This window comes from Eubacterium sp. 14-2 (assembly GCF_000403845.2).
Lineage (GTDB): Bacteria > Bacillota > Clostridia > Lachnospirales > Lachnospiraceae > Petralouisia.
This window is the reverse complement of the sequence record NZ_KE159568.1, coordinates 1028935-1049978: the sequence shown is the minus strand read 5'-3', so window position 1 is coordinate 1049978 and position 21044 is coordinate 1028935. Positions and strand designations below refer to the sequence as shown.

Sequence of the window (21044 nt, the reverse complement as noted above, 5' to 3'; positions counted from 1 at the left end):
TCCGGTGACAGAGCAGTGACTTCTCTGTGACAAAACTGTCATAATTGAAAATCTTAAGGGGCGGCAGAAATCAGGGGTGCTGCCGATAAAATTTAATCAGAAAACGTGCGCCCCCTTCCGGGCGGTTTTCGGCTTTCAGAGTTCCGTTTTGCTGAAGGACAATCATCCGGGACAGGGCAAGGCCAATACCCACACTCTGAAGCGAGGCATTTTTTCCCCTGTAAAACCGTTCAAACAGATGGGGAAGGTCTTCCGGGGTAAATCCATCACCGTTGTCCTCAATGATGATTTCCGTAAAAATTGTATTTTCTGAAAAGCTCACCTTAATACAGCCGCCAAAGGGCGTGTGTTCCATACAGTTTTTCAGTATGTTCAGGATTGCTTCCTGGGACCAGGAAAAATCTCCGGTGAACTGAACCTGGGAATCTCCCTTCAGGGTTAAAGTCTGCTCCCGCAGTTCCATGGGAATCATCAGAGGTTCCGCTGCCTGGCAGATCAGTGTTTCCACGTTTACCGCTGTTTGCTGGAGCTTTATGGTTCCTGCGTCCATTTTGGACATTTTAAGCAGAGACTCCACCAGCCAGTCAATACGTGAGAGAAGCTGCGTCAGCTCCAGCAGCAGTTCTTTTCTTCGGCCGGCAGATAAATCCGGTTTCATGAGAAGCGAGAGAATCAGGTTGGAGGAAGTCAGGGGAGAACGAATCTGATGGGAAATGTCAGCCATGGAATCAGCCAGAAATTTTTTGTCGTTTTCCAGAGCAGCCGCCTGTTCACTGAGCCGCAATGTCATTTTGGACAGTTCATTTTCCAGAATGGACAGTTCGCCTTCCCGGTAATTTTCAAAATGAATGGGAACCTGACTGTGGAGCATATGGTCAATTTCACGGCTGAGCTGTTCCAGCCTGCGGTATCTGCACCAGGTAATCCGGAAATGAGAAATAATATAAAGAAAGGAAAAAAGCGCCAGCAGAGTTCTGGCATGGGAAGGAAATAAAGTTCCGGTACCCAAAGCTGCAAGGAGCAGAAAGAGATGCCAGAGCAGGCTCAGCCTGATTTCAGGATTTCGGAAGAATTTCATAAAGTAACCTCCAGTATTTTTGTGTCAGTATCAGTCTCCCATCTTATAGCCCATGCCCCGGATGGTCTTAATCAGCAGGGGATTTTGGGGGTCTTCTTCGATTTTTTCCCGCAGCCGTTTGATATATACCGTAAGGGTATTGTCATTGACAAACTCCCCTGCCATATCCCAGAGGGCGTCTAAAAGCCGGGAGCGGGAAAGCACAATATCCTTATTATTCATAAAATACAGTAAAAGCCGGTATTCCAGAGCGGAAAGCTGTAGTTCCTGTCCGTCTTTTGAGACGGTGCCCCGGCTTACATCTGCTGTCAGATTCCGGTACTCCAGCAAAGTATTTGCCTTGCCGTAACGGCGCATGATATTGTGAATGCGGGAAATCAGTTCCCGCGGCCGGAAAGGTTTGGCAATGTAGTCGTCGGCGCCCAGATCCAGTCCTGTGACAACGCTGTACTCATCTCCGGATGCAGTCAGAAAGATGACAGGCAGGCTGGTGGTGGATTTTACAGCCCGGCAGATGGAAAAACCGTTTCCTTCCGCCAGGGAAACATCCAGCAGCAGCAAGTCAAAATCGGCGGCTGATTCTTCAAGCAGGGCCAGAGCCTTTGTCTGGCCATCCACCGATGTGATGGCAAAGCCTTCTTTCTGCAGAAATTCTGTTAAATTACTGACGATACTTTTGTCGTCTTCTACCAGTAAAATATGGGTCATAGGGGTATCCTCTCTGTCAGTTTCTGCGGCACTATTGCATTTGCAGCAGGTGTATAGTATAACTATAATATAAAAACAGCGGAGGTGCAATGGCGTCATACAAATTTAACGGATGATGTCTGTACGCTGCCCGTTGGAATATACAGGATAAAGGAGAGGTATGGCATGAAAAAATATGGTTTTGGCGTGGATATCGGAGGCACTACCTGTAAAATAGGTTTATTTGAAACCACAGGAAATCTTGTGGAAAAGTGGGAAATTCCCACAGATACCTGTGAAGAGGGGAAAAATATCCTTCCCGATATCGCAGCTTCCCTTCAGGAAAAAATGGCGGAAAAAAAGATTGGAAAAGAGGAAATTGAAGGAATCGGAATCGGGCTTCCGGGACCGGTACAGCCGGACGGAAGTGTGCCCTTATGCGTAAATCTTGGATGGAAAAATAAGAATATACCGGAAGAAATGGGGGGCCTGATGGACCATATTCCTGTGAAAGCCGGAAACGATGCGAATGTGGCTGCTCTTGGAGAAATGTGGCAGGGTGGCGGCAAGGGCTGTAAGAGTCTGGTTATGGTTACGCTGGGCACCGGCGTGGGCGGCGGTATTATCATTGATGAGAAAATCGTGGCGGGAGCTCATGGAGCAGGCGGAGAAATCGGGCACATTACGGTAAATCCCCATGAAAGCATTTCCTGTAACTGCGGCAGGAAGGGATGCCTGGAACAGTATTGTTCCGCAACGGGTATCGTGCGTCTTGCCAGAGAAAGCCTGGCAGAGAGCCATGAGACCTCTCTTCTGGATAAAGTGGAGGAAATTTCAGCCAAAGCAGTATTTGACGCATACAAAGAGCAGGATAAACTGGCAGAGAAGATCGTGGAGAAATTTGCCCGGATGCTGGGGAGGGCTCTGAGCAACATTGCCTGTGTGGCAGACCCGGAAACTTTTGTAATCGGAGGCGGCGTATCCAAAGCAGGAGAAGTGCTTCTGAAAGCGGTTAACCAGTATTTCAGGGAAGCTGCCTTTTCTTCCTGTGTGGATACGAAATTTGCGCTGGCTTCCCTTGGAAATGACGCGGGAATGTATGGCTGCATGAGACTGATTCTGGAGTAGAGCAGGAGTTTTACAGTTGAAATAAGGGACAGAAAAGTGGGATGAAATGAATACTGATAAGGGAAATGAGACAAAAGAATTAAGTTCTGTGATTCCGGAGAATATCAGGAAAAAAATATGGGAAAGCGGAGCCGGGGAGGAGCATTTTCAACAGGTATACAGAGTTGCGAAATGGGGAAAGTTAGAGGAAAAAGCCTTTGTCAGCACTTACGAGGAAATTTTACAGGGTTGGATACCGGATCGCTATTCGAAAGAAGAAGTGGGAACATATTCTACATCTGTATATACAAGCAGAAAGAACTGTGATAAATTTATCAATTGTCTGAAACGAAGCGTAAGGCTGAGAAAAGAATATCCACATCCGGTTTTGCTTACCGGAAATACATCTCATGGACTGGTACAGAGGACGGCTGAGAGGGTTTCTGACAATTCAGATTCAACACATATTGACTGGTGGATTTTTGAAGGAGCTATAAAAAAAGCTGTCAGAAATTTCAGAATTTGTGAGGAGAGTGATTAATGAAAGCATATTTCAAAAATGTTTTGGACACAGGGGATCTGAGTTTGGATAAAGTGCTTTTTGAATTCGAAAAACTGCCCATAATTTTTGTGTGCCGGGACAGGGAAGAATGTTATTATTTTTGTCTGTACACGGATATGATTATAGACAATACATGGATGGTTACAAAAGTAAGCAGAGGATTATTGCTGAAATTATTGGATGATGAAATTTCCATACTGGATATGTTTAAAATGTCCGGCAATGAGATAATCATTATTAGTCAGCATGGAGAGAGCATGTCCTGTGAAAAGAAAAAATTTCAGGATATATCGGAAGATGACCTTCCGGAGGAAAATGAAAAGCTGGAAAACCCCTGTCTTGCAGATTACAGAAAAAGGCTTCAGGATGAAATGAACAAAAAGAAGTCGATTATCTGTGGATATGAAGGAAAAGTATCTGACTCAGTACAGGATATTCTGATTCTGGGTTTTGAGGCCGGAGAGCAGATACATGCGAGGTGTATCAGAAAAATTCGGTTTGGCAAACCGATAAGGAATAATATTTTCTACCTTGATACAATAAGAAATGAAGAGGATAAATACAGAGAAAGAAATATGAAATTTCAGGAAAAATCCTTTTTTGTTGAGTCTATGGAAAGTGCAGGAGTCTGAAAATGAGAGTGAAATGTGAAGATATATCAGTTATAGATATGAGTTTTACAAAAAAAACAGACAGAGAACCGGGAAAACATGATATTCCTGTCAGTATGGAACCTGAATATGCAATGAGCAGTGAACCGAATGATAAAGCTGCAAGACTGATGATAAAATTTGAAGTTGGAGAGATGGAGAATGAAGAGCTTCCATTTTATTTTTCTTTGAAACTGGCAGGTATTTTCAGCTGGGATATCCTGACAGATAAGGAAGCGGAGAAGGAAGTAATGGAAGAAGGAACAGAACTGTTATTTTCATTCGCAAGAACTTTTCTGTATGAAATGATGGGAAAAGCCGGCTTAAAGCAGATTATTCTTCCAATTGAGCATTTTGGTAAATATGATATGTTTTCAGATGCATCATGATATTATAATACAGAAAGAAATGCATATCTTCTGCTGTGCAGAAAAACCGGACCGCTGGAATTTATCCGAAGGGTCCGGTTTTTTATTCTATAGGAAAGACCTTGTCACGCTAAAGCGCGAAAGTATCTTCCTATAGAATAAAAATAATATGCACAGGGTCTGCCCCAGCGAAGCGAGGCTACTCGTGCGAATAGAAAATGTCACTGCGTGACCGCACTCGGCGCAGCAAACCGTCCAGGTCCCTCATGAGTGAGGGACCTGGACGGTTTGTTCTGTAACGGGGATGAAATCATTCCCTGAATGCTATTTTTTCAGCGGCCTTGCAATCATCACAATGTTGCTTTCCTGCCTGTAATACCGCAGGGGCTTTTCCAGACGGTAACCATCTCCGTAATACATGGAAACATGGTAAATATTCCGGTATCTTCCGTTTCCGCCTCTGGGGGTCCGATAGAAAATCAGGTCTCCGGGAAGGAGTTTGGAAACGTCAAGGCCTTTGTAGGAAATGACTTTTCCAGTGCGCTCCATATAGGAAGCCATGGAAGCGGCCGTAGGCGCCCAGGAAGAGGTGCCGCCCAGAAGTTTTGCGTCACAGTCATAAGCCCGGAATACCAGAGCGCTGCAGTCATAATAACCTGCGGACATACGGCGGGCCTGGCTGTAGGAAGAACTGTTGATGATTTTGTATCCTTTCTTACACGCTTTCAGAGCCCGTTTGGATGCAACGCTTACATGCAGAGTGAAAGTATTGCCGTCTGCGGAGATAATGATGTCTGTAATTCCGCAGGCGCGGGGTGTGATAACCCCGGATTTGCTGACTTTCACAATGGACTTTTTCTGCGATTTATAGGTAATCTTACTTTTGGAAGAAACTCCCGTCAGTCTGATTTTTGATTTCTTTCCCACAGTCAGCATCCGGGAATCGGATTCTAACTGAGGATCGGTGATAATCAGGTCATGGCTGATGGTCTTGCCGTCAACCGTGACGGTAACCCTGGTCTTTCCGGTGGAAGTTTTGGCGGTAATGGTGCCGTCCTGGTCTATGGAGGCCAGAGAAGGCTTTTGAACCTTCCATTTTACACTGCTGAAAGGAGTGGTTCCGGTTAATTTCAGCCGCTGTGTTTTCCCTACGGACAGTACGGTGGCTGAAGTTTTCAGCCGGGGATCTGAAACCCTTACAGCGGTGGGAAATTCGGCGGAAGTCCCGTCAGAATAACGGACAGTTGCTGTGATTTCCGCTTTTCCTGTCTTTTCTCCTGTTACAGTTCCGCTGGCAGGATGAACCTGGGCCACGTTCGGATCAGAAGAATCCCACTGGATATTTTCTATGGAGATACCGGTTTTTTCAATATTTTCCAGTGTCAGGTTTTCCTGGGCATGTACGGCCAGAGCAATCTGCTGCTGGGCAATGCCGTTTTCGATTACTGTTATGTCGCAGGTACGTTTACAGGTTACCTTCTGTTCCCCGGTATCTGTGGTGCAGATGGCATTCAGAGTAACGGTACCAGGATTTTTGGCAGTGACTTTGCATTTGTTTCCGGAGGTGGAAATATCAGCCACGTCACCAGATGCATTGGAGAGCTGATAGGAAACAGAATCTTTTCCGGAAATATTGCTCAGATAAAAGGTGGCGCTGTTTCCCTGCACCAGTGTCTGAGAGGTGCGGTTCAGTTCGTGATCGTTATTGATTACAGTGACCTGGCATTCCGATTTTGCACCGGGAACGGAGGCGGTAATCGTAACTGTGCCGGGAGATTTTCCGGTAATAACGCCCTGTTTGTCCACAGCGGCGATTCTGGAATCAGAAGATTTCCAGCTGACCTGCCCGGAGGGACGGGCGGTGGTTTTCAGATGATATGTACTTTCCTCAAATAATGTAACAGAGGTCTTTTTAAACTGCACGGAAGGCTGTCTGACAGTGACCTGACAGCTTTTTTCCACCCCGTTGCAGGAAGCGGTAATGGTGGCGGTTCCTGTTCTTTTTGGTATCAGTTTTCCTCTGTAATTGACGGAAAGGATTTTCCGGTCGGAGGTTTTCCAGGAAATGTTACCTTCCGGAACTGCAGCGGCTTCCAGATAAACAGGATTGTGCAAATATACCGTTGCCTTTGATTTTAAATTCAGAGTCTGAGAATTTTTGCGTCCACGGGAATCTGAGGCAGTAACTGCCAGCGGACCGGTTTCCTGAGGGGAATCAGATATAACAGCAGTCTCCTGAGAGAAAGGGGAAGTTTCCTGAGATGGAATGGAAGCTGCCAGGGAAGTAAAGGGTGTTTCCAGCAGAAGCAGGCAGCCCAGGGCAAATGCAAAAAACTTTTGGGATTTCATTGGTAATGCCTCCTGTGTATTTCATAAATTTATCGTATGCAGTCGAAAATTACGTCCTTGTCTATAATAATAATCCCTTTTTTCCTGAGTTTCAAGATGGCAGAAAAAAATTTTACATTTTTATTACAAAATTGTGGCTGGAATGGTATAATTTTCCCTGAAGAAGGACCGTCACAGGGAAGAACCCCGGATGCAGAAGGGAAAAAGCCGGAATGCAGCGGTCCCTGGCAAAGCGCAGTAAAAGCAGACACAACAGAAAGGATGAGATTATGGCAGGAATGAATCCCACACAGATTTTTCAGATGATGGGGGCGTGGCAGAAATTTACAGCAAATCACCCCAAATTCCCGAAGTTTTTGAAAGCAGTTGCCGCAGAGGGAATCAAAGAGGATACATTAATTGAAGTAAATATTACCACGCCGGAGGGCAAAACCTACTGCTCCAATCTGAAAATCACCCAGTCAGATTTAGAGCTGTTTAAACAGATGAAAGACATGACATAGTTTTCAGGGAGTCATCCGTCTGATGGCTCCTGCCGGGAGGATGTGTTTACCAGACAGATTCCGGTACAGACCAGAACCAGCGCCAGCAGGCTCCGGACGCCGGAAGCCTGCCCGGTTTCTCCCAGCAGAAGGGCGGACAGCACCACTCCAAATACCGGATTCATAAACCCAAAGACAGTCACTCTGGAAACAGGGTTGTATTTTAGCAGAATGCCCCACAGGGAATAGGCCAGAGCGGAAACAAGTGCAAGATAGAGAAGCATCCCTGTTCCGGAAGGAGTGAAATGTCCAGGGCGTCCGCCCATGGCAAGGCCGCAGAGAATCATGATAATCCCGCCTGCGAAAAACTGCCATCCGCTTAACAGTACCGGGTGTTCTGTTTCAGAATACCGTTTTAAAAATACGGAGGACAGGGCGTAGGCAACGGCAGAAAGAAAAATAAAACCTTCTCCCTGGAAACGCATGTTACTGTCCAGCCCGGAGCCGGTAAGATTTATCAGTATCACTCCGGCAAATCCTGTCAGGCACCCGGCAATTTTCAGGCTGCTTAAGGATTCCTGGTGGAAAATCAGACTTGCCACCAGAATAGCCACAAATACATTCATGCCTGTGATGACAGAGGCCTTTACTCCGGTGGTATGGGCCAGACCCACATAAAAGAACAGATATTGTATTACCGTCTGCAGCAGGCTGAGCCGGATAATCTTTCCGGCTGTTTTGGCTGATTTCGGTATCAGCAGTTTCCGGTTTATCAGGCTGCCTGTGAGAATGGTAAGAATGCCGGCCAGAGTGAACCGGAATCCGGCAAACAAAATCTGAGCCGGCGTGTCGGCAGCTTCAATATGGAACAGTTCGTATCCGATTTTAATACATGGAAATGCACTTCCCCACAGAGCGCAGCATATCAGGGCGCCTGTCTGGACCACAGGTGTTTTCTGCAGCCAGTGTGTTGTCTCTTTCATAATTTTCCTCACTTTTTGTATTTTCCGGCAGCTCTTTGGAATCTTATATAGCTTACCGGATTTTTCTGTGAATTTCAAGAGAGAAGAAAAGCGGAATATGCTTGAATTTACAGTGGAGAAATGATAGTATGAAACCAGAAAGGTACAGGTGATAGTATGAAAGGTGCATTAAAAGAACCAGGAACACGCAGAGTATTAAATCAGGGAATAAATGAGACAAAAAAAGAAATCGTTCTCAGAATGCTCAGAGACGGGGCATTATCTGTGGAGAAAATTGCGGAATACGCAGGACTGGATGTTGCGCAGGTAGAACAGCTTGCAAAACTTTAGAAAGCGCAGAGATGCAGCATCTGGAAAGGAGAACAAAAATGTATCAGTTTACGGAGGACTGTTTGACGGGGATTACCCGGATTGATGAGGAACATGAAAAACTGTTTGAGCTCATGAACCGTACCATGGAGCTGCTTCACAATCAGATACTTCAGGATAAATATCATCAGGTTATGGGAGTGCTGGAAGAACTGAAACAGTATGCGGATACGCACTTTGCCAATGAGGAAGCCTATATGGCAGCCATCAATGACCCGGAGCTTGCCATTCAGAAAAAGCAGCATATGGCGTTTCGGGAGAAAATTGACGTGCTGGATTTTTCAAATATTGATGAGCTGGAGAACCAGCATGAGACACTGGAGAATCTGATGCAGTATCTGACCCGCTGGCTGTATCAGCATATTTTAAGCAGTGATATTATAATTGGAAAAATGCCTTCCGTGGAGGAATGGAATGCGGCGGATAATCCCTGTGTATTTACGGAAAAATATATGACGGGAATTCCTCTGATTGACGGAGAGCACGAAACATTGTTTGAGATTATCGGAGAGGCAAATGAACTGGTGAAAGCAGAGCTCCTTCACGATAAATATGACAGAATTATGGAAATTCTGGAAAAACTGAAAGGTTACACCAATGAGCATTTTCAGGATGAAGAAGAATATATGGAAAGTATCGGATATCCGGGGCTGCCGGCTCAGAAAATGGCCCACCGGGCTTTTGTCACAAAGCTGGAGGAAATAGACCTGGAGCAGATTGACCAGAATCAGCAGGAATATCTGGAGGAACTGATGGAATTCCTGTTTGGCTGGCTGTCCAATCATATTCTGAAATCAGATAAGCTGATTGCAGAGCATAAGGGGAGGGACTGAATGATGGAAACACAGGCATTTGGAACGAATCAGAAGGAAGAAAACACTTCTCTGTACATACTGGAAAATAAAAATCACATGAAGATAAAGGTGTCAGACCACGGGGCCACACTGGTATCCGTACTGGTACCGGATAAAGAGGGAGCCCTGAAAGATGTGGTTCTGGGTTATGATTCTGCTTCTGAATATGAGAATCACACCTGCTATTTCGGGGCTACCGTGGGAAGAAACTGCAACCGGCTGGAAAGTGCTCAGGTGGTAATCGACAATACACCCTGCACAATACCGGTGGATGAAAGGGGAATCAGCCTGCACAGCGCTCCCAATGGATTTGAACGGGCATTGTGGAAGGTGAAGGAATCTTCTGACAGCAGTATTACCCTGTCTCATCTGAGCACCGAAGAAGAACAGGGATTTCCGGGAAATCTGGAAGTGGAAGTTACCTATACCCTGACAGATGACAATGCAGTGGAAATCAGTTATCAGGGGAAAGCAGATAAAGCCACTGTTATGAATTTTACCAATCATTCTTATTTTAACCTGGGAGGCCATGACAGCGGGCCGGTTCTGAACCAGAAATTACAGATTCTGGCGGAAAGCTATACGCCGGTGAAAGATGCCATGTCCATTCCCACGGGAGAGATTGCACCGGTAGCGGGGACCCCTCTGGATTTCAGAACCATGAAGCCCATAGGGCAGGATATTGAGGCAGATTTCCACCAGTTGAATTTTGCCGGTGGTTTTGACCATAATTTTGTCCTCAGTGAAAAGCCAGGAGAACTGAAAGCCATGGCAAATGCTTACTGTGAAGAAACAGGGATTGCCATGGAAGCCTTTACAGAATCCTGCGGCGTGCAGTTTTATGCGGGGAATTTCATAGGTTCTCAGACTGGAAAAGGAGGGGCAGCCTATGAAGACAGATGCGGTTTCTGTCTGGAAGCTCAGTTTTATCCCAATGCATTAAACAGGGAGAACTTCCCCTCTTCTGTTGTAAAGGCGGGGGAAGTATTTACCACGAAAACTATCTATCGTTTTTCTGTCAGATAGAGGAAGAACTTTAATGGAAGAAAGAAAATTATCGGATGATTTTACACAGGGAAGTATTGGGGGAAAATTATTGAAATTTATGATACCCGTTCTGGGAGCGCTGATTTTGCAGGCCATGTATGGGGCGGTGGACCTTCTGGTGGTGGGACAGTTCGGCACCAGCGCCGGAATTTCGGCAGTTTCCACCGGGAGTAATATTATCAATCTGGTCACATTTGTAATTGCCGGCCTGACCATGGGCGTAACGGTTTTAATCAGCCGATTTCTGGGAGAAGGGGCCACGGAGAAAATCGGGAAAGTCATTGGCGGAGCCATTGCTTTTTTTATGGCTCTGACGGTTTTTATGATGCTGCTTCTGCTGATTTTTGCGCCCGGACTGGCAGGATGGCTGAATGCGCCTGAGGAGGCCTTTGATCTGACGGTGACTTACGTGCGTATTTGCGGTGCAGGACTGGTATTTGTGGTTGCCTACAATGTAATCAGCGGAATTTTCAGAGGCCTTGGGAACTCCAGGCTGCCGCTGATTTTTGTGGCCATTGCCTGTGTGGTGAATATCGGAGGAGATTTGCTGTTTGTGGCAGTTTTTCATATGAATGTGGCGGGAGCAGCCCTTGCCACCATTCTGGCCCAGTTTGTCAGCGTGGTCATATCGCTGATAATAATCCGCAGGCAGCGTCTTCCTTTTTCTGTGACAAGGCAGGATATCGGGTTCCACCCGGAGATTAAAACTTTTCTGAAACTGGGGTTTCCCATTGCACTGCAGGATTTCCTGGTGAATATTTCATTCCTGATTCTGTGCGCTATTGTAAATGGAATCAGTCTGGAGGCTTCTTCCGGATATGGGATTGCCCAGAAGGTGACGGCTTTTGTGATGCTGATTCCTTCTTCCCTGATGCAGTCCATGTCTGCTTTTGTGGCTCAGAATGTGGGAGCGGGAAAAGAGGATCGGGCAAAAAAAGCCATGGTGACCGGGATGGCGGCAGGAGCCTGTATCGGAGTTTTTATTTTCGCCCTCAGTTTTTTCCGGGGAGATGTGCCTTCGGCGCTGTTTACCACAGATCCGAAATATATTGCCAGGTCTGCGGAATATCTGAAGGGCTTCAGCCCGGAAGCGATTCTGACCTGCCTGGTGTTCAGCTATATCGGATATTTTAACGGCCATGGGAAAACCATGCCGGTGATGATACAGGGGATTTCTTCGTCTTTTCTGGTGAGGGTTCCGCTGTCGTATCTGTTCAGTATTCAGCCGGGGGCAAATCTGGTCACCATAGGACTGGCGGTGCCCATAACTTCTGTTTACGGCATTCTGTTTTTTACGGTATGCTATCTTATGTTTCAAAAGAAGGAACAAAGGAGCTGAACCACAGAAATAAAAAGGTGCAAAGACCCGGTTGGGGGCTCTGCACCTTTTTTATTTTGTTCTTCTATTAGGAAAGACCTTGTCACGCTAAAGCGCGAAAGTGTCTTCCTGTAGAAGAACAAACAATGATGCGCAGCTCGCGGGGGCGATGTTTATTGCTGCGCAATCCGCTCGCGCGCGGAGAATGCGCATAGCGCATTCTTTTTTACAGGAAAGACCCTGACGCGTCAGCAGAAGACTATTTGTTGCTTCTTCTCCAGATATGCATTTTCTCTGCTTCTGCAATCAGTTCATCTCTGAAATCAGGATGCGCCACGGAAATAATGGCTTCGCATTTCTGCCATGCGGATAATCCCTTTAAGTTTACTTTTCCATACTCAGTTACAAGATAGTGAATATTGGCACGGGTATCGGTAACCACAGAACCGGGATGCAGGGTGGGCAGAATTCTGGATTTCAGCTCTCCGTCCTTTGTTTTGAAAGTGGAGGAGCAGCAGATAAAGCTCTTGCCGCCGTTGGAAAGGTATGCGCCCAGCACGAAGTCAAGCTGTCCGCCTGCACCGCTGATGTGTTTGATACCGGAGGATTCGGAACTTACCTGTCCGAACAGGTCGATATCCACAGCATTGTTGATGGACATAAAGTTGTCCAGAGCGGAAATGGAGCGGATGTCGTTGGTGTAATTTACCGGAGCGCTTAACAGTTCCGGATTGTCGTCGATGTAGTCGTACATTTTTTTTGTTCCCGCGCCGAAGGCAAATGCCTGACGGAACCGGTCAATATTCTTTTTGGAACCATTGATTTTTCCTGCTTTGGCAATATCCACAAAAGCATCCACATACATTTCCGTATGAACGCCCAGATCTTTTAAATCAGACTCTGCGATCAGGGAGCCCACTGCATTGGGCATACCGCCGATGCCAAGCTGCAGGCAGGCGCCGTCTGGAATTTCTTCCACGATTAATTCAGCTACTTTTTTATCTACATCAGTGGCAGGTCCGCCTGCACCCAGTTCTCCGATGGGAGGATTCTCACCCTGTACAATAAAGTCCACATCGGAAATATGTACACCGTTTTCAAATCCGCCCAGACAGCGGGGCATGTTTTCATTTACTTCTACAATAATTTTGGCGGAAGTTTCACATACAGCTGTCAGATGGGAAGCATTTGGCCCGAAATTGAAAAATCCATGTTTGTCCATGGGTGAAACCTGGAACATGGCAACGCTGTTTCGCACAGGCAGTTCCCTGTAATAACGGGGCAGCTCAGAATAACGGATAGGAGCATAGTAAGCGCATCCGCGGCTAATCAGTTTGCGCTCAATTCCGGACATATGCCAGGAGTTCCAGGTGAAGTGTTCCCCGGCATCTTCACGTTCAAAAATTGCCAGCGGTTTTAAAAGGATGCCGCCGCGCAGGTTGATATCGTCCAGTTCGTCCGTGCGCTCTGCCAGTGCACGGTCCAGCAGATCCGGAGTGCCGTTGCACCATCCGTAATCTACCCAGTCACCGGATTTGATGACTTTTACAGCTTCTTCGGCAGATACAAGTTTCTGCTCATATTCCTGTGTGTAATCCATGATTAAATCCTCCCTGGAGATTAAAGTATTAAAGTGTCAGAAGCGTCCGTTGACACTCTGATTGTTAAAGATGTAACATATTTTCATATTAGCATTTTTCCATTCGGGGGTCAATAAGGTATTGGGGCAAAATTTTTGTGGAAGAATCAGACGTTCTGTACTATAATAGAAGCAGGTCATGATTTGAACTGACCGACGGTAAAAAATTGGCAGTAAAGGAGAGGAAACAATGAGATATGAAGTTTTAGGCGATACCATGCCTGCAGTGGAAGTGTTTTTTGATGCGGCAGGAGAAACCATGTATACCCAGTCCGGCGGAATGGCCTGGATGACAGAGGGAATTTCCATGGATTCCAATATGAAAGGCGGTCTGGGAAAGAGCATTGGAAGAATGTTCTCCGGAGAGTCTCTGTTTATGGCTACTTACAAAGCAGAGAGGCCGGGAACCATGATTGCATTTGCCTCCACAGTGGCCGGTGAGATTCTTCCTGTGGATGTGGGAGCAACCGGAGGCATGATCTGCCAGAAGGGTTCTTTTCTCTGTGCAGAGGAAAGCGTAACCTTAAGTGTGGCTCTTACTAAAAAGCTGTCTGCGGGACTGTTCGGCGGAGAAGGTTTTATTCTGCAGGATATTTCCGGCAGAGGTATGGTTTTTCTTGAGATAGACGGAAATAAGGTGGAGAAGCAGCTTGCGCCGGGAGAAGTAATCAAGGTGGATACCGGAAACGTGGTTGCTTTTGAAAAGTCTGTGAAGTATGAAATTGAGACCGTAAAAGGCCTGAAAAATATCTTTTTCGGCGGGGAAGGCCTGTTCCTGACCAAACTCACCGGACCTGGAAGAGTGGTACTGCAGACCCAGAACTTTAATGAGTTTGCCGGAAGAATTATCCGTATGGTGCCCGGCAGGTAGGCAGATACCGGTATTTTGTATGGAACAGGGGAAAGGGCAGGAAATCTCGTGTGCAGAAGCAGGGATTCCTGCTCTTTCCCCACTTTTTTATTTTTATTCAGAAAAAATAAAAAAGGGTATTGACAATTTGGTGTTTAGCAGGTAAAATGATATCGTTGCTGAGGAACAGCAGGCCCAGTTAGCTCAGTTGGTAGAGCAGAGGACTGAAAATCCTCGTGTCTCTGGTTCGATTCCGGAACTGGGCATTTACACTGAATAATTATTGTGCGGGTGTAGTTCAATGGTAGAACACCAGCCTTCCAAGCTGGATACGTGGGTTCGATTCCCATCACCCGCTTCTGCGATAGTGGCGTAGTTGGTAACGCGCGACCTTGCCAAGGTCGAGACCGCGGGTTCGAGCCCCGTCTATCGCTTTTGCGGATAACAGTCGCAAACTTAAGGATTTTCCAGTAGAATCAAAGGTTTGCGGCTGTTTTTATAATTTTCGGCAGGCAGTTTGCCTCTGTATTCCTGCAGGATGGCAGGCTGACGGAACAGACAGGATATTTTTTGAAAATTTTTTGCCTGTCGGCTCCTTTGCCGGGTGTGATCAATATGATGACCAGTTATTTTCAGGCATTGGGAAAAGCAGTAAAATCACTGACGGTTACAGTTCTGAGAAATGCTGTCCTGTTTATTCCGGGAGTAATTATACTGAATTATTTCTGGAAGCTGAACGGTGTAATTGCAGCTCAGCCTGTGGTGGAAACCCTGATAGCCGCAATTTGTGTAATTATGTATATCAGAGATATAAAAACAGGCAGCAGCTGACCGGCTGGTGCCTGTTTTTCATCTTATAGGAAAGACCTTGTCACGCTAACGCGTGAAAGTATCTTTCCTATAAGAGAAAAATAATATGCGCAGGGTCTGCCCACTTTGTTCGAACAGATTTCTTTCAATTCGTACCAGGGAAAAGGAAAAGTAAATAAGTCTGACAGTATTTTACTTTTGACAAAAGTATGTTAGAATATAAAGATAAGAGTGTGGTATTCAGAAGAGGAATTGAAAGGGGTAGCAGATGAAAGTCTTTAAATTACATCTGGCAGAAGTAACAGTTGGAATATTCTTCGTAATAATGGTGGCCTGCTTTTTCAGAGGAAGTGGATATGATACGGAATTTTCCGCTGCTGTTCCCTGCAATGAAGACTGGATCTGTGTTACAGAAGAAGGGATTACGGAATATCCGGTACTGCCTGAGAAAATTTCCATACCGGAGGGCAGAGAGGAGATTATCCTGCGCAGAGAGCTGGATGAAGATGTGATTTCCATAAATTCTCTGGGTTTTTATACTTCCCATCAGGAAGTGGCTGTTTTTGTGGAAGGAAAACAGATATACAGGAAAAAAGCGCCGAAAAATGTTCATAGCAAAACGCCGGGAAACTGCTGGAATTTTGTTCAGATGCAGGAAGAATATGCGAAAAAAACGCTGGAAATACGCCTGCGGAACTGTTATGATTATGGCAGTGTGGAAGTGCCGGAGTTTACATATGGTCCCCAGTCGGCTATTGTGGTGCAGCAGCTTAACAGGAAAACACCGTCTCTTTTGACTGGCATCAGTATGCTGGTACTGGGACTGATACTGGTGATCAGCTGGTTTACCATCGGGAAAAAAAATGCATTTTCATGAAGGCATTCAGTGGCTGGGGCTGTTTACCATTTATTTTGCCATATGGTCAACCATGGAGACGCAGGTGCCCGCTCTGATGTTCGGCCGGGAAATTATGTGCAATCAGATAACTTTTATGAGTCTGAAACTGATGGTGCTGCCCATAGTCTGCTTTATTCAGGTAGTCTACCAGATGAAAGGCAGCCGGCTGTGGAATGGGTTTGCCTTTATGGGGATTCTGGATTTTGCAGCCAGTTTTGTATTTCAGTTTTTCGGATGGGCAGATTACCGGGAAACCATATGGGTAACGCACCTGATTGGAATTTCTATTATTTTTGCGGCAATGATAAGCGGAGGAAGCATTCTGTTTAAGCGGCGAAAAGAGATTTTTGCCTGGAAACGCCGGGTGTATATCAATATTATCGGTATCTGCATAATAGGCGGTTCCATGCTGATGGACGCATTGAACTATTATTATCGGTTTTATGATGATGTGGCAGCTTTTTCCAGAGTTGGATGCCTGCTTTTTATCCTGATACTGACGGTACAGTTTCTGGATGTGTCCATGGGACTGATAGAAGCCGGAAAAAAAGCCGAAATTATCAGAGAGGAAGCGGAAACGGACGGGCTTACCATGCTGAAAAACCGAAGAGTATTTGAGGCGGATTTTCAGGGGATACCGGAACATAAATTTGAAAAATGCGCAATTGCCATGTTTGACCTGAATAATCTTAAGAAGGTGAACGACCTGTTCGGACATGGAATGGGAGATTGCTATATTATAACCGGAAGTGAAATTATCCGGGATGTATTTGGGGAATTTGGAGAAATATATCGGATAGGAGGAGATGAATTCTGTCTGATCTCGGAACGTATCACCAGCAGAGTGTTTCAGGAAAAAGAAGAGGATATGTGCCGGCGTCTGGAGAGTCTGAAGGGAATTCAGACCAGTATAAAAGAGTATATGCAGATTGCTTCAGGCTGTGCGGTGTTTGACCGGAAAATGGACAGAAATCTGCAGGATACTATGGGGCGTGCAGATAAACAGATGTATCAGTGTAAGAAAAGGCAGAAGGAACAGAAAACAGGAGGTGTCTGAGATATGCGTTATATACCTGTTGCGGATGTGGAAAAGGGAATGGAACTGGGACAGAATATCTATGACGGAGCCGGAGGGCTTTTATGGGAGAAGGGTTTTTTCCTGATGGATGAGACGGTCTGGAAACTGCAGAATCTGGGAATTCCGGGAATTTACATAGAGGATGAATTCAGCTGGGATCTGGAGGTGCCCCGGTTTATAGCGCCGGAATTGAAACAGGAGGCGCTGCGGCTGGTGCACGACCTGTTCCAGGAGGAGCGTTATCAGGAGGTGGAGCAGGATTATATTCAGGAAGTGGCGGGAAAGATTACACGTCAGGTCCTTGCAGAGCGAGGGCGGATGTATAACCTGATTGATACCAGAATTTCAGAAGATTATACATTTTTCCACTCAGTCAATGTGGCGGTTCTTTCTGTCATGCTGGGGGCGGCAACGGGGAATCTGGGACTGGAGGAACTGAATACGCTGGCCGTTGTGGCTCTGCTTCATGATGTGGGAAAGCGATATGTGGAACAGGATGTGCTGAATGCAAGGCGGGGGCTTACGGAAGAAGAACGTCTGCTGGTGGTGCAGCATCCCAAGTTAAGCTATGATTTTCTTCAGGAGCATTTTGACTTTTCTCCGGAAATCTGTACAGGGGTGCTGGAACATCATGAATGGTATAATGGCTGCGGCTATCCCATGCGCAGGTCAGGGTATGAGATTTCCTATTATGCCAGAATTATCAAGGTGGCAGATGTGTTTGACGCCCTTACATCCAGACTGCCCTATCATGATCCGATTTCCCCCTCCGGTGCGGTGGATTATATTATGTCCAATACCTGGGCGGAATTTGACCCGGATCTGGTGGAGATTTTCACAAAGAAAATCGCTGTGTATCCGGTGGGCTGCGAGGTGGCCCTGTCCGACGGCCGCAGGGCAGTGGTGTGGGAAAATCATCCGGAATCACTGCTGAGGCCCATAGTGAAAGTGCTGCCGGAAGGGGAAGTGCTGGATCTGGAGTCAGGCAGGGAGGGAAAAGAACTGGCGATTCTGGAGTTGTATATGTAAATGGTAAAAAATTAACAGGAAGTGAGAGCGTGGTGGTACAGAAAGAAACCATGGACGTACTGCTGGCAGAAAGTTTTAAGGAGCTGGCATGCCGGCAGCCCATTGAAAAAATAACAATCAAGGCGGTTACAGATAAGGCAGGAGTGATACGCCCTACCTTTTACAATCATTTTCAGGATAAATACGAATTGCTGGAATGGATTATACAGGTTCAGATTTTAGAGCCCATCCGGCCCCTGATCCATGCAGGGATGGTAGATGAAGCTCTGATACTGATTTTTACTTTATTAAAGAAAGAAAAGGAATTTTATGAGATGGCGGTGCGCCTGGAAGGTCAGAACTCCTTTGAGGATATTGTGAAAAAATGTGTGGAGGGAATTCTGATGGAAGTAATTCAGAGTAAAAGCCCTTCTGCCCGGCAGAAGCATCCCTGGCTGACGCCGGAACATATTGCCCAGTATTATGCCCAGTCCATGTGTTTCGTGGTAATCCACTGGATAAAAAGCGGAATGACAGTGGAGCCGGAAGAAATTACGAATATTTACAATTATATCATTACCCGTTCCATGAGCCAGGTAATCGAGGAACTGTAACAGAGAGGGATTTTAAAGCCTGAGTCAGCTACAAAATCTCTCCTGTGTTTTCCAAAAGCTACAAAACCTGTAAAATGTATATTTGAATTATACAGAAGAAAAGGATTGAATATTTCAATATTCAGTCTTTTTTTTTATACTCTTCATGAGCTAAAAAATATTGAAAGAGGAGCGAGAGGAAGAAAGATGATTAAATTTGGAAAAGGAGTTGTAAAGTTAAGAGTACCGATTTTCATTATCAGTTTACTGCTTTTGATTCCGGCAGCAATCGGCATGATAACCACCAGGGTTAATTACGATATACTGACTTATCTGCCCAAAGATATTGAAACTATGAAAGGCCAGGATATTCTGGTAAATGAGTTTGGTACGGGAGCGTTTTCCATGTGCGTCCTGGAAGACATGGAAAACAAAGATGTTGTGGAGCTGAAAGCGAAGATAGAGGAAGTTGACCATGTCAAGGCGGTTGTCTGGTACGACTCCATTGCAGATTTATCACTTCCCATGGAATTTCTGCCGGAGGATCTGGTGGATAAATTCAATTCCGAAGGCACCACACTGATGGCTATTCTGTTTGAAACCTCCATGTCGGCGGATGAGACCATGGATGCCATCGAAGAGATCCGCAGTCTGGCAGAAAAAGGATGTTTTGTCAGCGGTATGTCGGCAGTGGTAACGGACATTAAAAACCTGTCCAACAGGGAAACACCTGTTTATGTACTGATTGCTGTGCTGTTATCTTCCCTGGTACTGGCACTGACCATGGATTCTTTCCTGGCGCCGGTATTCTTCCTGTTAAGTATCGGAATGGCCATTCTTTATAATCTGGGAAGCAATGTGTTCCTGGGAGAAATTTCCTATGTGACCAAAGCCCTGAGCGCAGTGCTTCAGCTGGGAGTTACCATGGACTATTCCATCTTCCTGTGGCACAGTTACGAGGAAAACCGGGAGCGCTATCCGGGGGATAAAAACCGGGCCATGGCCCATGCGGTATCCAATACCCTCACATCCGTAGTGGCAAGTTCCATTACGACAGTGGCCGGTTTTGTGGCATTGTGTTTTATGAGTTTTACCCTTGGCATGGACCTTGGAGTGGTAATGGCCAAAGGCGTGGTATTCGGCGTTATCGGCTGTGTAACCATTCTCCCGTCCATGATACTGATTTTTGACAAAGCCATTGAAAAGACCAAACACAAACCCATTATTCCGGATCTGGGCGGAATCGGAAACTTTGTAACGAAGCGGTTCCCCATATTTGTAGTAATTTTCCTGCTGGTATTAGGACCTGCAATTTACGGATATACCCATACCCAGGTGTATTATGATCTGGCGGGCACCCTGCCCAAAGACCTGGCAAGTATTCAGGCCAAAGAAAAACTGGAAGACAAATATGAGATGAATTCCACTCATATGGTACTGGCAGACAGCAGCCTGTCCGGTAAGGAAGCCTCTGCCATGATAGAGGAAATGCAAAACGTGGACGGTGTGAAAGCCGTAATGGGAATGGATTCCATTGTGGGCCCGGCATTTCCAAAGGAAATGATACCGGATGATATCAGGGAGGCCCTGATGGATGAAAATTATCAGCTTATGCTGGTAAGTTCCGAATATGCCATTGCTTCAGATGAAGTAAATGCACAGATAGATGATTTGAACAGAGTAATTAAGAAATATGATCAGAAGGCCATGCTGATTGGCGAGGCGCCCTGTACCAGAGATTTGATTTCCATTACGAATACGGACTTTCAGACCGTAAGCGTGGTATCCATCGGAGCAATCTTTGTGATTATTCTGCTGGTATTCAAATCCATCTCACTGCCGATTATCCTGGTATCCGTGATTGAATTTGCAATTTTCATCAATATGGGTATCCCGGCATACACAGGAACCACCCTTCCCTTTATTGCTTCTATTGTAATCGGAACCATCCAGCTTGGAGCAACCGTGGATTATGCAATCCTGATGACCAACCGTTATAAGAAAGAGCGGAACCGGGGGGAGAACAAAAAGACTTCCGTTACCATAGCCCTTTCCACATCGGTACAGTCCGTATTTGTCAGCGCACTGAGTTTCTTTGCGGCAACCTTCGGCGTTGGTATGTACTCCAATATCGACATGATCAGTTCTCTCTGCATTCTGATGGCAAGAGGAGCGTTGATCAGTATGTTTGTGGTAATCTTTATCCTGCCGGCAATGTTCATGGTATTTGATAAGATTATCTGTAAATCAAGTATGGGATTCGGCAGCCGTAAAAAAGAAGCAGCAGCAACCGTGAAAACCGTTTAACATTAAA

General features: G+C 45.9%; 22 protein-coding genes and 3 tRNA genes. 20 read left to right on the top strand and 5 right to left on the bottom strand.

Features of this window, described 5'->3' with window-relative positions:
• Positions 1-70 precede the first annotated feature (70 nt).
• Complete coding sequence (locus C805_RS21820) at positions 71-1078, bottom strand: sensor histidine kinase (protein ID WP_016216194.1); 1008 nt, start codon at positions 1076-1078, stop codon at positions 71-73.
• 30 nt (positions 1079-1108) lie between these two features.
• Positions 1109-1786, bottom strand: coding sequence for a response regulator transcription factor (locus tag C805_RS21815; RefSeq protein WP_016216193.1), 678 nt, complete (start codon positions 1784-1786; stop codon positions 1109-1111).
• A 165-nt stretch (positions 1787-1951) separates the two neighbouring features.
• Here C805_RS21815 and C805_RS21810 point away from each other — a divergent pair, with 165 nt between their 5' ends.
• The 4 genes from C805_RS21810 to C805_RS21795 are packed head-to-tail and all read left to right on the top strand — an operon-like array spanning position 1952 to position 4473.
• On the top strand, positions 1952-2893 hold the full coding sequence (locus C805_RS21810) for an ROK family glucokinase (protein ID WP_016216192.1): 942 nt from the start codon (positions 1952-1954) through the stop codon (positions 2891-2893).
• Between the two features lie 46 nt (positions 2894-2939).
• A complete protein-coding gene (locus C805_RS21805) occupies positions 2940-3413 on the top strand; it encodes a hypothetical protein (RefSeq protein WP_016216191.1) in 474 nt (157 codons plus the stop codon).
• Positions 3413-4066, top strand: a complete 654-nt coding sequence (locus C805_RS21800) for a hypothetical protein (protein WP_016216190.1) — start codon at positions 3413-3415, stop codon at positions 4064-4066. The genes C805_RS21805 and C805_RS21800 overlap by 1 nt, the downstream gene beginning before the upstream one ends.
• A gap of 2 nt (positions 4067-4068) precedes the next feature.
• Entirely contained in the window at positions 4069-4473 is a 405-nt protein-coding gene (locus tag C805_RS21795; RefSeq protein WP_016216189.1) for a protein-export chaperone SecB, read from the top strand.
• 303 nt (positions 4474-4776) lie between these two features.
• Here C805_RS21795 and C805_RS21790 read toward each other — a convergent pair whose 3' ends face one another.
• The gene (locus tag C805_RS21790; protein WP_016216188.1) at positions 4777-6801 is read right to left on the bottom strand and encodes an Ig-like domain-containing protein; all 2025 of its coding nucleotides are present in this window, start codon (positions 6799-6801) and stop codon (positions 4777-4779) included.
• Between the two features lie 96 nt (positions 6802-6897).
• Here C805_RS21790 and C805_RS0106555 point away from each other — a divergent pair, with 96 nt between their 5' ends.
• Both C805_RS0106555 and C805_RS21785 read left to right on the top strand, forming a co-directional pair.
• Entirely contained in the window at positions 6898-7083 is a 186-nt protein-coding gene (locus C805_RS0106555) for a hypothetical protein (protein WP_022751403.1), read from the top strand.
• Complete coding sequence (locus C805_RS21785; RefSeq protein WP_016216187.1) at positions 7071-7304, top strand: hypothetical protein; 234 nt, start codon at positions 7071-7073, stop codon at positions 7302-7304. The genes C805_RS0106555 and C805_RS21785 overlap by 13 nt, the downstream gene beginning before the upstream one ends.
• 11 nt (positions 7305-7315) lie before the next feature.
• On the opposite strand, the gene C805_RS21780 is transcribed toward C805_RS21785, so the two are convergent.
• On the bottom strand, positions 7316-8266 hold the full coding sequence (locus C805_RS21780) for a DMT family transporter (RefSeq protein ID WP_016216186.1): 951 nt from the start codon (positions 8264-8266) through the stop codon (positions 7316-7318).
• A gap of 156 nt (positions 8267-8422) precedes the next feature.
• Here C805_RS21780 and C805_RS26555 point away from each other — a divergent pair, with 156 nt between their 5' ends.
• Genes C805_RS26555 through C805_RS21765 form a run of 4 tightly spaced genes read left to right on the top strand, consistent with a single transcriptional unit; the run spans position 8423 to position 11875 of the window.
• A complete protein-coding gene (locus C805_RS26555; RefSeq protein ID WP_016216185.1) occupies positions 8423-8596 on the top strand; it encodes a hypothetical protein in 174 nt (57 codons plus the stop codon).
• A 38-nt stretch (positions 8597-8634) separates the two neighbouring features.
• Positions 8635-9468 carry a bacteriohemerythrin gene (locus C805_RS21775; protein ID WP_016216184.1) on the top strand — a complete coding sequence of 278 codons (834 nt, stop codon included), beginning with the start codon at positions 8635-8637 and terminating at the stop codon, positions 9466-9468.
• Positions 9469-10515 (top strand): aldose epimerase family protein, encoded by a 1047-nt coding sequence (locus tag C805_RS21770; protein WP_016216183.1) that lies wholly within the window; start codon positions 9469-9471, stop codon positions 10513-10515. It abuts the gene before it with no gap.
• A 13-nt stretch (positions 10516-10528) separates the two neighbouring features.
• Positions 10529-11875 (top strand): MATE family efflux transporter, encoded by a 1347-nt coding sequence (locus C805_RS21765; RefSeq protein WP_016216182.1) that lies wholly within the window; start codon positions 10529-10531, stop codon positions 11873-11875.
• 238 nt (positions 11876-12113) lie between these two features.
• On the opposite strand, the gene C805_RS21760 is transcribed toward C805_RS21765, so the two are convergent.
• Entirely contained in the window at positions 12114-13454 is a 1341-nt protein-coding gene (locus C805_RS21760; protein ID WP_016216181.1) for a butyryl-CoA:acetate CoA-transferase, read from the bottom strand.
• A 229-nt stretch (positions 13455-13683) separates the two neighbouring features.
• On the opposite strand from C805_RS21760, the gene C805_RS21755 reads away from it, so the two are divergent.
• The 10 genes from C805_RS21755 to C805_RS21710 all read left to right on the top strand — a co-directional run bounded on the left by C805_RS21755 (position 13684) and on the right by C805_RS21710 (position 21037).
• Positions 13684-14364 (top strand): TIGR00266 family protein, encoded by a 681-nt coding sequence (locus tag C805_RS21755; protein WP_016216180.1) that lies wholly within the window; start codon positions 13684-13686, stop codon positions 14362-14364.
• A gap of 172 nt (positions 14365-14536) precedes the next feature.
• Positions 14537-14609, top strand: a tRNA-Phe gene (locus tag C805_RS21750).
• A gap of 21 nt (positions 14610-14630) precedes the next feature.
• A tRNA-Gly gene (locus C805_RS21745) sits at positions 14631-14701 on the top strand.
• A 3-nt stretch (positions 14702-14704) separates the two neighbouring features.
• A tRNA-Gly gene (locus C805_RS21740) sits at positions 14705-14777 on the top strand.
• A 64-nt stretch (positions 14778-14841) separates the two neighbouring features.
• Positions 14842-15174, top strand: a complete 333-nt coding sequence (locus C805_RS21735; RefSeq protein ID WP_081640364.1) for an MATE family efflux transporter — start codon at positions 14842-14844, stop codon at positions 15172-15174.
• Positions 15175-15421: 247 nt separating this feature from the next.
• A complete protein-coding gene (locus tag C805_RS21730; RefSeq protein ID WP_016216178.1) occupies positions 15422-16030 on the top strand; it encodes a hypothetical protein in 609 nt (202 codons plus the stop codon).
• Positions 16017-17108 carry a GGDEF domain-containing protein gene (locus C805_RS21725; protein WP_016216177.1) on the top strand — a complete coding sequence of 364 codons (1092 nt, stop codon included), beginning with the start codon at positions 16017-16019 and terminating at the stop codon, positions 17106-17108. Before C805_RS21730 ends, C805_RS21725 begins: the two co-directional genes overlap by 14 nt.
• Before the next feature lie 3 nt (positions 17109-17111).
• Positions 17112-18158 carry an HD-GYP domain-containing protein gene (locus C805_RS21720; protein WP_016216176.1) on the top strand — a complete coding sequence of 349 codons (1047 nt, stop codon included), beginning with the start codon at positions 17112-17114 and terminating at the stop codon, positions 18156-18158.
• 29 nt (positions 18159-18187) lie between these two features.
• On the top strand, positions 18188-18751 hold the full coding sequence (locus C805_RS21715) for a TetR/AcrR family transcriptional regulator C-terminal domain-containing protein (RefSeq protein WP_016216175.1): 564 nt from the start codon (positions 18188-18190) through the stop codon (positions 18749-18751).
• A 186-nt stretch (positions 18752-18937) separates the two neighbouring features.
• Complete coding sequence (locus C805_RS21710) at positions 18938-21037, top strand: efflux RND transporter permease subunit (RefSeq protein WP_016216174.1); 2100 nt, start codon at positions 18938-18940, stop codon at positions 21035-21037.
• Positions 21038-21044: the final 7 nt, after the last annotated feature.